Annotated in this window: 11 protein-coding genes and 1 riboswitch; of the genes, 3 read left to right on the forward strand and 8 right to left on the reverse strand. The window is 45.3% G+C overall.

What is annotated here, in order from left to right:
* A complete protein-coding gene (locus FO446_RS17675) occupies window positions 1–960 on the forward strand; it encodes a non-homologous end joining protein Ku (protein ID WP_232773283.1) in 960 nt (319 codons plus the stop codon).
* Window positions 961–1,021: 61 nt separating this feature from the next.
* Here FO446_RS17675 and FO446_RS17680 read toward each other — a convergent pair whose 3' ends face one another.
* Window positions 1,022–1,903 carry a cation diffusion facilitator family transporter gene (locus FO446_RS17680; RefSeq protein ID WP_221868391.1) on the reverse strand — a complete coding sequence of 294 codons (882 nt, stop codon included), beginning with the start codon at window positions 1,901–1,903 and terminating at the stop codon, window positions 1,022–1,024.
* 246 nt (window positions 1,904–2,149) lie between these two features.
* Window positions 2,150–2,262, forward strand: a riboswitch (TPP riboswitch).
* A gap of 149 nt (window positions 2,263–2,411) precedes the next feature.
* Between FO446_RS17680 and thiC the strand changes: the two genes are divergently transcribed.
* Both thiC and FO446_RS17690 read left to right on the forward strand, forming a co-directional pair.
* Window positions 2,412–4,166 carry a phosphomethylpyrimidine synthase ThiC gene (thiC, locus tag FO446_RS17685; RefSeq protein ID WP_173608068.1) on the forward strand — a complete coding sequence of 585 codons (1,755 nt, stop codon included), beginning with the start codon at window positions 2,412–2,414 and terminating at the stop codon, window positions 4,164–4,166.
* A 15-nt stretch (window positions 4,167–4,181) separates the two neighbouring features.
* Window positions 4,182–4,352: a hypothetical protein gene (locus FO446_RS17690; protein ID WP_173608069.1), complete on the forward strand. Its 171-nt coding sequence runs from the start codon at window positions 4,182–4,184 to the stop codon at window positions 4,350–4,352.
* A gap of 50 nt (window positions 4,353–4,402) precedes the next feature.
* On the opposite strand, the gene FO446_RS17695 is transcribed toward FO446_RS17690, so the two are convergent.
* The 7 genes from FO446_RS17695 to FO446_RS17725 all read right to left on the reverse strand — a co-directional run bounded on the left by FO446_RS17695 (window position 4,403) and on the right by FO446_RS17725 (window position 12,336).
* The gene (locus FO446_RS17695) at window positions 4,403–4,732 is read right to left on the reverse strand and encodes a DUF1904 family protein (protein WP_173608070.1); all 330 of its coding nucleotides are present in this window, start codon (window positions 4,730–4,732) and stop codon (window positions 4,403–4,405) included.
* Window positions 4,733–5,197: 465 nt separating this feature from the next.
* Window positions 5,198–6,528 (reverse strand): IS1182 family transposase gene (locus FO446_RS17700; RefSeq protein ID WP_237901043.1). Its coding sequence is split into 2 segments (ribosomal slippage): window positions 5,198–5,988 and window positions 5,988–6,528, totalling 1,332 coding nucleotides; the frame shifts between segments, so codons are not numbered across the junction.
* 190 nt (window positions 6,529–6,718) lie between these two features.
* Window positions 6,719–7,654: an ATP-dependent DNA ligase gene (locus FO446_RS17705; protein WP_237898641.1), complete on the reverse strand. Its 936-nt coding sequence runs from the start codon at window positions 7,652–7,654 to the stop codon at window positions 6,719–6,721.
* A gap of 338 nt (window positions 7,655–7,992) precedes the next feature.
* Window positions 7,993–9,351 carry a GerAB/ArcD/ProY family transporter gene (locus tag FO446_RS17710; protein ID WP_237898642.1) on the reverse strand — a complete coding sequence of 453 codons (1,359 nt, stop codon included), beginning with the start codon at window positions 9,349–9,351 and terminating at the stop codon, window positions 7,993–7,995.
* Window positions 9,352–9,363: 12 nt separating this feature from the next.
* Window positions 9,364–9,600, reverse strand: a complete 237-nt coding sequence (locus FO446_RS17715; RefSeq protein WP_173608074.1) for a hypothetical protein — start codon at window positions 9,598–9,600, stop codon at window positions 9,364–9,366.
* Complete coding sequence (locus FO446_RS17720) at window positions 9,593–10,759, reverse strand: Ger(x)C family spore germination protein (protein WP_173608075.1); 1,167 nt, start codon at window positions 10,757–10,759, stop codon at window positions 9,593–9,595. Before FO446_RS17720 ends, FO446_RS17715 begins: the two co-directional genes overlap by 8 nt.
* Window positions 10,756–12,336: a spore germination protein gene (locus FO446_RS17725; RefSeq protein ID WP_370646657.1), complete on the reverse strand. Its 1,581-nt coding sequence runs from the start codon at window positions 12,334–12,336 to the stop codon at window positions 10,756–10,758. Before FO446_RS17725 ends, FO446_RS17720 begins: the two co-directional genes overlap by 4 nt.
* Between the last annotated feature and the right edge of the window lie 93 nt (window positions 12,337–12,429).

The raw sequence follows: 12,429 nt of genomic DNA on the forward strand, positions 1-12,429 counted from the left end.
ATGCATACGGTGTGGAAGGGTTCAATCAGCTTCGGCCTCGTCAATATACCTGTTCGCATGTTTACTGCAACGGAAGAGCGCGATATTCGCTTTCGCCAACTGCATAAAGAGTGCAATACCCCGATCAAGTACACGAAAATGTGCCCACACTGCCAGCGCGAGGTCGATACGAATGAAATCGTCCGTGGCTTCGAATACGAAAAAGGACATTTTGTCATGATCGACGATGATGATCTGGAAGCCATTACGCCAGAAACACGCAGAGCCATTGAAATTATCGACTTCGTAGACTTGTCGGAGATTGATCCTGTTTATTTTCACAAGAGCTATTTCCTATCTCCACAAGACACCGGCGAAAAAGCATACGCCTTGCTGCGATCGGCTATGGAACAAACAGGAAAGATCGGCGTTGCACAGGTAACGATGCGCAATCGGCAAAGCCTGGCCGTTATCCGACTGTATGAACATTGCATCATGCTGGAGACGATCTTCTATCCGGATGAGGTACGCCCCGTCAATCAAGTGCCCGCCTTGCCTGAGGCCAATGTAACGTTGGCCGAAAACGAACTGAAAATGGCAACTGAGCTCATTAGCAATATGACGCTCCCTTTTGATCCGGCAAAATATACGGATGAATATCGATCCGACCTGCAAAAACTGATTGAGAAAAAATTGGAGGGTCAGGAAATCGCCACTGCACCTACTGTGGCAAGAACCAATGTTATTGATCTCATGCAAGCCCTAAAAGAAAGCTTGGAGTCTACAGCCGGTCAAGCCGCAGTACCCATCAAAATCGAGCCGGAACCGACTCCTTCAAAGCCTGCGCGAAAACGCACCACTGCTGCCTCCTCGTCCGAAAAAGAGCAAGCATCAAAAAAGCCGACCGCAGCCGATCCCCAAAAAACTACGACTACTTCTACAACCAAAACACTGCGCAAAAAGAAGGCTACCTCTGGTTAGCAGCACATAACAAAAAAACCTGCCCACATTGGACAGGTTTTTTGTATTCCCATGATGGAATCTAACTAGGCGCCATCTTCCTGCACGGTTCAATATGGATATGAACGGCGTTAATGCGGTGAATCTTGCGCATCTGTTCTTCAATTTTTTCGGTGATGGTGTGGCTCTCCACCACATTCAGCCCTGGATCTACATGGATCACAACATCAACCAGCACGCTGCTTCCATGGTAGCGGGCTTTGATGTCACTGATATCCTTTACTCCTGAAATCGAGGAAATCGTTGCCCGCAGGTCCGCAAGCTCGCTTTCGTCGAAGCCATCTGTTAAACGGTGGGTTGCTTCTCTGAAAATGTCCCACGCAGTCTTCAAGATGATGAGACCAACAACAAAAGCAGCTAATGGATCGAGCCAATGCAATTGAAACTGTGCGCCAGCTACCCCGATAAACGTCCCGATACTGACGAATGCATCTGAACGGTTGTCAGCGGCCGCTGCATCCAGTGCTTGGCTGTTTGTTTTGATGGCGAGCTTTTTATTGTAGCGATAGACGAAAAGCATAATAACGGCAGTTGCAAGTGCTGTCCACCCTGCTAACAGGTCAGGAGCCGAATGTTGTGGATCAAACAAGGATGGTACAGCATTCGTAATGACCTGAACTCCGACAAATAGCATAATAAATGATGCGACAAGTGCTGAAATCGTCTCTGCCCGGAAATGGCCATACGGGTGATCTTTGTCAGGTGGTTTCCTTGCAATACGCAGCCCAATCAAAACAGCAATTGATGCGACCACATCTGTTGAGTTGTTAAGACCGTCGGCCATTAAAGCTTCCGACGCTGTGACATACGCAACTCCTATTTTTAATACAGAGCAGAAAATGTAGGCGAAAATACTCACCCACGCTCCACGTTCTCCTTGTTTTAGATCCGAATAAACATCCATACCTCATCACCTCAAAATACTTCTCCATCTGCTTCGACAACGCGGAAAATCAAAGCGCTGGAAGCAGTTGCTTTTTTTCGAACTTCATCGTAACAGATAGGAATCATGTGGGTCTACAGAAACAGTTTTAGTCCGATTCATGAGAATAGGGGGGAGGAAAATGTGTTGCACACCTGCAATTTTTCACTAGAAAATTATCCTTGAAATTAACTTGACTTCCCGTTATCCTATTGTTGCAATCCAAAAATAAAAAAGCACGGGAGCTTGGAATTCACCAGGCTGAGAGGATGGTACTGTGCCATCGACCGTTGAACCTGAACTGGGTAATGCCAGCGGAGGAATGTCATATACGACACGAAAAGATACGTGTATTTTTAGGATACCCGTTTCTTCTCTACTCTCGCGTTGGCGTCGCATGTTGTTTATGCGGCGCTTTTTCGCGGGATGTTTCTTTCGCCTCCCTAAACGGTTCTCGCTTTCGTGCAACCAAAACAAGGAGGTTTTTCTTATGTCATTGGTGTCATCTTTTCCAGGTAGTCGCAAAGTATACGAGACAGGTAGTCGTGCGGACATCCGTGTCCCGATGCGCGAGATTTCTCTTCATCCTACCGAAGGATTGTCCGGCTCCACACCCAATCCTCCCATTCGCGTGTATGATACGAGTGGCGAGTATACTGCATCCGGTTATGTCCCTGACATTCAAGCAGGACTCCCCTCCATTCGCCACCAATGGATTGATGAGCGAAATGATGTGGAAACGTATGTCGGTCGCGAACCACAACTAGTCGACGACGGCATCCGAAACGAAGAGAAGGCTGTCACCCTCCCCACTTTCCCTCGAGAGGGCTACAAACCAAAACGGGCAAAGCCAGGCAAAAATGTTACCCAGCTTCATTATGCCCGAAAAAATATCATCACACCGGAAATGGAATACGTTGCCATTCGCGAGGGGGTCTCTCCTGAATTTGTACGGGCAGAAATCGCCGCTGGACGTGCGATCCTCCCTTCTAACATCAATCATCCTGAGAGCGAGCCGATGATCATTGGCCGCAACTTTCATGTCAAAATCAATGCCAACATCGGAACATCAGCCGTCAGCTCTTCCATGGAAGAAGAGGTCGAAAAAATGATTTGGTCTGTCCGTTGGGGTGCCGACACCATTATGGACCTCTCGACGGGAAAACATATACACACCACGCGGGAGTGGATTATCCGCAACAGTCCCGTTCCAGTTGGTACTGTCCCGATTTATCAAGCACTTGAAAAAGTAAATGGGAAAGCCGAGGATTTGACATGGGAGGTTTACCGAGACACCTTGATTGAGCAAGCGGAGCAAGGCGTCGATTACTTCACGATTCATGCTGGTGTTCTTTTGCGCTACATCCCCATGACAGCTAACCGCGTTACCGGTATCGTCTCTCGCGGCGGATCGATTTTGGCGGCATGGTGCCTGGCCCATCACGAGGAAAACTTTCTGTATACGCATTTCGCTGAAATTTGCGAAATTCTGAAGGCCTATGACATTTGTGTATCCCTTGGAGATGGACTACGTCCTGGCTCTATCGCGGATGCGAATGACGAGGCACAGTTCGCGGAGCTTGAAACATTGGGGGAACTCACAAAAATTGCGTGGGAACACGACGTACAAGTCATGATAGAAGGCCCCGGTCACGTCCCCATGCATCTCATTCGCGAAAATATGGATAAACAGCTATCCATTTGCCATGAGGCTCCTTTTTACACACTCGGGCCGCTCACGACAGACATTGCCCCCGGCTATGATCACATTACTTCAGCGATTGGCGCTGCCATGATTGGATGGTTCGGAACAGCGATGCTCTGCTACGTAACGCCCAAGGAACATCTCGGCCTTCCGAATAAAGAGGATGTCCGCAACGGTTTAATCGCATACAAAATCGCTGCGCATGCCGCTGATCTCGCAAAAGGACATCCGCGGGCAAAACAGCGAGACGATGCCTTATCCAAAGCTCGTTTTGATTTTCGCTGGAACGATCAATTCAATTTGTCGCTGGACCCGGAGCGCGCCCGCGAATATCACGATGAAACGTTGCCAGCAGAAGCCGCCAAATCTGCCCATTTTTGTTCCATGTGCGGTCCTAAATTTTGCAGCATGAAAATATCGCACGACATTCGTCACATCGCCAATGAACAAGGGGGTGCGCAAGATCCCGCCATTCTTGCAGGGATGCAGGAAAAATCGCGTGAGTTCCGCGAACAGGGAAGCCGTTTGTATCAGTCGTAATGAAGGGGGATTCATATGGAGGAAGCCAGTCGTTTACGCGAAAAAATCCTTCGACTAGAGGCTGAGCTAGAGCACTCTAAACAACAATTGCGACTCATTCAACAGGATTGCAGTCACGTCTATATCGAAACGCCACTTACGCGTACATGCTCCAAGTGCCTGCAATCCGAAAGCCTCTATTATTAAATAGAAAAAGGTCGAAATCCTTTTGGAGGATCTCGACCTTTTTTTCTTGCTTATTTCGCCATTCCGACTTGCAACGGAAGTCCTTCTTTATAATAGAGAGTGGGCGATAACAGGATGAAGAAAATATGGACTTGCAAAAAGCCTTGCTTCTTCAAAATGCCGTGGACGGCGTTTGCAATCGCATCATGTTGCTTTTGTTCACGGGGAAACATCATGATCTCTACAGACAAAGGACTGTTCGTTAGTTGCTCTACCTGAAGCAGCTCCAATTTCACCTTTTCTTGAGCTACCTCAGCAATTTTGGAAAACTCTTCTATAAGAATCTGAGAAATGGGCTCTATGTCTTGCTTCGCAAAGCCTTTAAACCGAAGAAACGGCAAGTCAATTCCTTCTTTCGTAAATGAGTTCGCACAGTCATTATAAACAAGTCTCTAATTGTATATCAACGAAAAAAGGATTAAAGAAAGTGAACAACAAACATTCCCAACTGGGGCGAGGGACACAAAGAGGGCCATATCAGAGAGCAGCTCCCTTCCATGAGGTGTGGTGGACGTACCACGGAAGGAGGAAGCAGCTCAACCAGATACAGCCCAACCCGCTAACCCAGTTACTTTATACAGGTAGTATAGCTCGAATTTAATACTTAATCAATAAAAAAGTTTCGTAAAATTCTAACAGGAATGCATCCCCCAGTTCCACATACATAGGATGATAAACACAAAGAAGCAATATTAAAAACATCCCACTATTTATGGGATGTTCAGACTGAAGAGAAACCCCCATTTTGGGGATTTCTTTTTGGTATTGTTCCAGCACGAAGTGCTGAAAAAGAGGATAGCCTGCACCTAACTTGCTTTCGCTAGGTGTAGTGCTATCTTTTTAATGTTTTGAACTGTTGCTGTCATCAATACCTGCTCTTGGACATTTTCACGTCCGCGTAACCTACAATAGCGAAGCCCATGCAGTTCTTTAGCATCTGCAAAGCTTCGCTCTATGGTTTGGTATCTTAATCTATACAAATATTTCCCTGATTTACTTAAACGGTTCTGTCGAACCCATTCCTTACTCTCTTCCCAAACGTGCCTGCTTATCACCTTTTGGTGATTTTTAGATCGGGTACACTCAGTAAGCCTTGGACAAGTTTTACAAATTTCTTTATTGGACTTATACATCCTGTATCCGTTTCGATCAGTAGTCGAATAAGTAAGCTTATGTTTTTGAGGGCATATGTACACATCGGACTCCAGAGCATATTTAAAACGCCATTTAGCAAAAAGGCCTTTAACAGGTGTAAAGGCACGATGACCGATGACAGCAAATACATTTATATCGTGAAGTGCCTTGCAGATTGGAGTAGTTAAGTAACCAGCATCTAATGCAATTGCTTCAATTGTATCCTTAAACCCAAACTTCTCGATTTGGAGATTCAGCCTATCTATGTAAGGAACGGAATCATGGACATTGCCAGCAGTGACATGGACATCGGTAATAATATTGTACTTATGATCGACGGTCCGGTGATCGAGATAGAAAAAGCCTTCGGGCTTGCTGTCTCGAACCATGTAGCCACTTTCTGGATCAGTAGTACTCACCTTGATTTCCTTTTCTTCCTTCACACCCTCTCTAGGCTTTAATCCTTTTTTCCATGTACTTCGCGGTCTTCATTAATTGCTGCCTCTAAATCTTTGAGATAGGCACGACTCGTTTTCTCGATGACATGCTTCTTAAATTTTCGTTTATTCGCATTTGCTTTAAGATGCGTGGAATCACTTATCAATACACGTCCAGCGACCATTCGATGCTGAATCGCCAAACGCACAATTTCATCAAAAATCTCCTGAAAAACATTTGTATTTTTAAAACGGGTTCGACGATTCCAACTGATTGTTGTGTGATCTGGAACTCGATCTGTTAAAGAAAGGCCAAGAAACCAACGGTAGGCGATATTAGTCTGGATTTCTTTTTCGAGCTGCCTCTCTGAGCGGATACCGTAAAGGTATCCAATGAAAATCATTTTAAATAAAACAATAGGATCAATGGAAGGTCTACCGTTATCCTCGCAATAATATTGACGTACTTTTTCTCGGATGAAAGAGAAATCTATATGTTTTTGGATGACCCTTAATAAATGGTCCTCTGGGACCAATTCATCGAGGCACACAAATTCGTAATGCATTTGCGGATTTTTATCATTGGAGGAAAGCACAATTATCACCTACTGTTAAATGTAATTATAAGAATTATAACAAATTAACGCGGTGTCGCTTTAAAATTAAGTGAAACAAAAATGGCTGTCGACTTTCTCGACAGCCTGAACATCCCACTATTTATGGGATGTTTTTTGTTCTGTGTTGCACCAAGAGACTCTACTCCAATACACAGTAATCAACAGGTACATCAACAACTGCTTGAATACTCGGTTGCCGCAACGTATAGCCTTCTGTCCATTCCGCGAATTGTACCTTAACCGTGACAGTTGGTCTTAACCACACAGCACTCTTGAACCTTGCTGGGGTATTTACAAATGGCATATCATTTTGTATCAAAGGTACAATCTTTTCCGTCAAGGCCATCCAGTCATTTCGAGTTAATTTGCCTGTTCCTGCGTGGCCTATATAAAATAGGCGCCCTTCCAGATCATACAGCCCTAACAAGAGGGAATTCACAACGTTATCACGCAGCGTAACCCCCCCAACGACAGCTATGGTGTCACGATAGTATTTTTTCTTTTGCCATTGCTTCTCTTTCCCACCAATGACATATTTGCTGTTTAGATTCTTCATAACTATGCCTTCCATACCGTGCTGCTTAATGATCTCATACATAGCATTTCCATTATCATGACCATCAACCAATTGTACATGGTCATTGGGAATAATGATTTCTTGTAATAAGTTGATACGTTCGCTCAATGTAAGATCGATTTTCCACTCATTATTTGTAAATATGACATCAAAGATCATATAGGTAATAGGGACAGCCTTCTGTGCCTGGCTGACTTTCTCCAATCGTCTAATCCCATCCCGCCGCATCACTTCATGAAATGACGGTTTTCCGTCAGTTCCTAATGCAATCACTTCTCCATCTAAGATCACCGAGCGAGCATTGCAATATGTCTGTATGTGAGCTAACTCTGGGTATTGGTGGGTCCGCTCATTTATTCTCCGATTGTATAAACGAGTTCCCTGTCCATCAAAGTAAGTCAGGATTCGAACCCCATCCCATTTAACTTGGGCAATCCACTCGTCCCCTTGGGGTATATTCTCACAGCTTATTGGCTCCATAGGTATAATTGGATTCATCTTTCACCTCAGAAAAGGGAAATGTAGTATGGATCTTATACTCTTCTTTATGGGAGTTTTTGTTGTGCTTCATACCAAATTCAATTGTTGCAAATAACAAAAAAGCGTGCAACATCATTACATAGGCACGCTTTTTCTCAAATATTTTTAGCTGGTTTACTCTATTTTTACTTTGCTTCCGTCGTTTATAAGCGTTTGTCCCTTACATAATGCTTGCCAATAGCACGATAACCGTGGTAAATACTTTCATTTTTATATGAAGGCTGGCGCGCTTTCACGGAAAGAATCCAGCCCCTCGTCAGTGTGTTTTGGAGTAAGGAACCCCTTGACTTTTGACCTCATTGTCGAAACGACCCAGCCTGTTTTGTTCTCCCCAGCCTTTGCTTGCCATGATTAAGGGCCTGCATTTCCCCGTAGCTTGTCAACAGCGCTATCAGTAAGAGGACAATGTAGACAACAGCGGTCGCTCCCCCACCTATCGCTGATTTATCCTTAAAAAAGTCCCCAACCAATATCACGATCACACAACCACTTAAACAGACTGTCGTGGTCCATACCATGGACCTGTAAAATCGATAAAGCTTCGTTCCTTCGGGAATGAGGCTTTGCTCTCTTCCTTTATTCTTTCGCCTTACATGAACAAGCAAAAAGAGCGCCAGCGGCAATTGAAAGACGAGCACGATCAACGGCAAGCTATAGCTAATAAATTGATCGATATGTGCTATATTTGGAAACGCGAATATGGACGATACAACGATAAACCATCCACACGGTGCATTGAGTGTATTGTAATGCCTCTGTCCCCCAAACGATCCCACCCCCACTAAAAACGCCAAGTAAGCGACTATGACTTTAATTGTGAAAGCAGGAAACCAAACACTAAAGAGGATCATTTCGACCCTGTCCAGAAAATCTGTGATGTGAATTTGCTGGACGAGAATATAGATAGGGAAATTCAGTCGACCGGCGATAATGTAGCCCATCACCCCGAGCAAAACGAGCAACATAATCGTCGTTCCAAAACCAACAATAATGACCCCGTGCTTCATCGCAGCATAAAATAGCCGCGGCTCTACAATGGCATGTAAGAATGCCCCAATGAGAAATACATCACCATATACACCCACTGGAAAAAAGTTGCTGATCACGATCCGATCCAATCTATTCGTTAAAATTGGTTCCAATCGCTCTACGTTGTATTCATTCATTAGCAGGAAATATAACGAAATGCACATGAGGAAATAAAGAGGAAAATAAAGCTCATTTACTCGCGCCGCCACCTCAAGGCTCGTTTTACCATAGTACATTATCAGTAGGACGAAGACGAGTAAGATGACCTCCAATGGCGTGTTTGGCAATAACGAGATATGTAAAAAATCAGCAGCCCCTTTAATATCGATCGCCAGGATGATCCAAATATAAAACAAAATGAGTAGATTGACAGCTCCACCAATCCACTTCCCGCCAATAATAAATAAAATTTCAAAGATATTCTTCCCAGGGTAGGCCTCCACCAGCCCACTCAAAACGTAGGCGACAAAAATCGCATAAAAGATGGGGAAAATTTGAGAGAACCAACCATCCATCCTCGCTACCTGAACGACAGACCGCAAGAAACCGATCATCATCCCTGTCATCAAGACACTGCCGACGAGCCAGGCAATTTGCCGATGATTGACAACTTGCTTGTGAATCATACTTGGTCCTCCTTATACGAACTGATCCACCCACCACTTCACATGGGGAGAGAAAATGTTCATGATGTTACTCGTGGGTAGGATTTGATAATACTGGAATTGCAAAGCGATCAGATAAACAATGGTTAGGGTGTAAAAAATAACAATGACTCGTTGCTGTCTTCCATCTATGCCTTTTCGCTTCAGGATGAATTCTCCAATGGAATGTAACAGCATGAAGACAAAAAAAACCAGAAATATTCTATTCATGATCATCTTCACCTTTGGTTATATTCTTCGTTGTCTGTCCGAAATTGACCACGTTCACTTTGGATCGTATTTCGTATGTGATTTTCGGAAGTTCCTTATACCACCTGTTCCGATATCGGTCCCGCCACTCTCGCGGATAATTCCTTGACAACGCGATTCCTAACCCGATGAAGTCTGATTGTTTCTTTTGGATCGTTTGCATCATGTGGTTCACACCGTTATTGATTTGCTCGACGAGCTTCGCTTCCAGCATTCGAATATTTTTCTCTTCCTCGAGATCGAGGTTTGACTGATTCTCCACCACAACGGCAGAAGTGTATAAGTCAATTTTGAAATGGATGTGGTCCTTCCTAATCACAGGCTTGATATTCGCCCTTCCTTTCGAAAGAGTTATCGTAAGCCGTTCATGCTTGGTAAGGGGCAGCACAATAGAAAACGGTGTAAATTCGCGTTGGAACAATCGCAAGCCGAGCAGCTCTTTGGGCTTCGCGATGGTTACGAGCTTGTCTTGTCGAAATAACCCTACCCCCGTCGCCTCTATTTCTTTTGACTTTCCTTTCGGATGGGAATCCACAGCCGCTAGAACGGGTAAGATGGCATCAACCCCTGGTGTACCGAGCATCTGGGCCACATCCTTCAACGTTACACTAATGCCCCCCATCTTGACCAACTCACGCATCGCTTCTCCTGAAAAACGTTCAAATTGCGGCTGTGCGGTTAGTAATTCGATTGCTTTGCCTTTTGTCATGACAATGTATGCTGTCAGTCTGTTTTCCGGAAAGCGTGCCACAATATCGAGCACATCCGACATTCCGTCCTTCGCCAGTTCTTCGCCTATCACGATCATCCGGTGATGGGAGTAGTAAATTCTCCGAGACATTCTTGCTTGGATCAAGCCATTTGCTTCCCGAATTGTCCTGCCCACTGCGGAATCAACGTAATAACTCTTATCACCACTCGTCCCCCCACCCCCTCCAGACTGTGCGCCTAGGCTGCTGACCAGGGGGACCTGAATGGAGAACCGATACCTTCCGTCTGGTTCCTTATCCATCGCCATTGCAATGACGATAGCCATGTCATTTACTTCGCGCCGATCCCAACAACCAGAAATCAGGAACATGCAGAGCGACACCACCAATATGCGGGTCACAGCCTTCACGATTGTCCCTCCTCGTTTGGATGACGGTTTCCTGTCATCCCTGATTGCCCTCCTCTTTGCTGCATAGAATTAGCAAAACCATCGTTCATACGCCTTGCGTTTTGAACTCCCAAAAAGCTCGGGCGTTTTTCCATCATCGACCATGGCGTTCTTATCAGGACGTCTTTGAGATCGCCGATTGACATCGGTGCCAGCGGAGATAAATATGGGACACCAAAAGAACGTAGGTTGGCCATATGTCCGAGGACTAGCAATAACGCTACCAGCATTCCATAGATGCCGAGGATCGAAGCCGCAATCATGATCGGAAAGCGCAGCATTCGCAATGAAATCGATGCATTAAAATGCGGGATGGTAAATGAGGCTATCCCTGTGAGCGATACAACGATAACCATGGGGGCAGAAACAATCCCTGCCTGCACAGCTGCTTGACCTACGACCAGCGCGCCTAAAATACTGACGGCTTGCCCGACCGTTTTCGGGAGACGAATCCCCGCTTCTCGCAAGGCTTCAAAAGAAATTTCCATGATAAAAGCCTCTACAATAGCAGGAAAAGGAATGGACTCGCGCGCAGCCGCAATACTTAAAAGGAGCGTGGTTGGCAGCATCTGTTGGTGATAAGTCGTTATGGCCACATATAAGGCAGGGGTAATGAGTGAAATGATGAGAAATACATAACGCAGTAGTCGTACAAGCGTAGCCATTTGAAATCGCTCGTAGTAATCCTCGCTGGCCTGCATCATCATCCAAAACGTAACAGGCACGATTAAAACCATCGGTGTCCCATCCACAAATATCGCGACACGTCCCTCCAGCAATGCCGCAGCGACCGTGTCTGGGCGCTCGGAATACATAACCTGAGGGAAAGGCGAGTATGTATTATCCTGGATCATCTCTTCGATATATCCGCTTTCCAGCACAGCATCTAAATTGATCTTACTGATTCGAGCAGTGACCTCCTGAACGATCTCTGGATCAGCAATCCCATCCAGAAAAGCAACCACCAGGTTGGTGTTTGTCTCACGTCCAACTACCAAGGACTTCATTTTCAATCGAGGTGTTCGCAATTTTCGCCGTAGCATCGACGTGTTCGTGCGAATATTTTCGATAAAACCCTCACGCGGCCCCCGTACGACCGCTTCTCCTTCCGGTTCGTTTACGGAGCGTTTTTCTGCTCCACGAATGCCGAGCGTAAGTGCTTCTGTATTTCCCTCTACAAGAATGCCTGTATCACCTGAAAGCACAGCCTGTAATAGCTTTTTATAATCGTCTACTCTTCCCATCTGGGAAACAGGCAAAAGTGACTCTTCTATCACTTTTATATCGTCATCGCCATCTTCAAGCACCATTAACGATTTCAGTGCGGAATTGACCTCTTTGGTATCAATCAGCCCATCGACAAAGACAGCAATTGCACGGACACTGTTTTTTTGGCGGAATTCCCGTATGACAAAATCGGAGCAATCAGCGAACATTTTTTTCAACAGATCAATGTTCTCTCCCAATTGAGGCGAAATCGGTATACCCTCCAGATCAATCAAGCTGCAGGCATTCATCGTCTCAATCAGGTCCTTCATTTTATCTTTCTTCTTGAATTTCATTTCATCACCAACCACTGGAAAGCTACCCGTATTATGGTTGATTGGCAGGAAATATATGCAAAGAGGAAT

The sequence above is a fragment of the Brevibacillus brevis genome (genome assembly GCF_022026395.1).
Taxonomy (GTDB): Bacteria; Bacillota; Bacilli; order Brevibacillales; family Brevibacillaceae; genus Brevibacillus.

What these genes read in the sequence shown, in the direction of transcription:
- thiC (WP_173608068.1), top strand. Translation starts at nt 2,412, where the DNA reads ATGTCATTGGTGTCATCTTTTCCAGGTAGTCGCAAAGTATACGAGACA.
- FO446_RS17705 (WP_237898641.1), bottom strand. Translation starts at nt 7,654, where the DNA reads ATGAATCCAATTATACCTATGGAGCCAATAAGCTGTGAGAATATACCC.
- FO446_RS17710 (WP_237898642.1), bottom strand. Translation starts at nt 9,351, where the DNA reads ATGATTCACAAGCAAGTTGTCAATCATCGGCAAATTGCCTGGCTCGTC.
- FO446_RS17680 (WP_221868391.1), bottom strand. Translation starts at nt 1,903, where the DNA reads ATGGATGTTTATTCGGATCTAAAACAAGGAGAACGTGGAGCGTGGGTG.
- FO446_RS17715 (WP_173608074.1), bottom strand. Translation starts at nt 9,600, where the DNA reads ATGAATAGAATATTTCTGGTTTTTTTTGTCTTCATGCTGTTACATTCC.
- FO446_RS17725 (WP_370646657.1), bottom strand. Translation starts at nt 12,336, where the DNA reads ATGAAGGACCTGATTGAGACGATGAATGCCTGCAGCTTGATTGATCTG.
- FO446_RS17690 (WP_173608069.1), top strand. Translation starts at nt 4,182, where the DNA reads ATGGAGGAAGCCAGTCGTTTACGCGAAAAAATCCTTCGACTAGAGGCT.
- FO446_RS17675 (WP_232773283.1), top strand. Translation starts at nt 1, where the DNA reads ATGCATACGGTGTGGAAGGGTTCAATCAGCTTCGGCCTCGTCAATATA.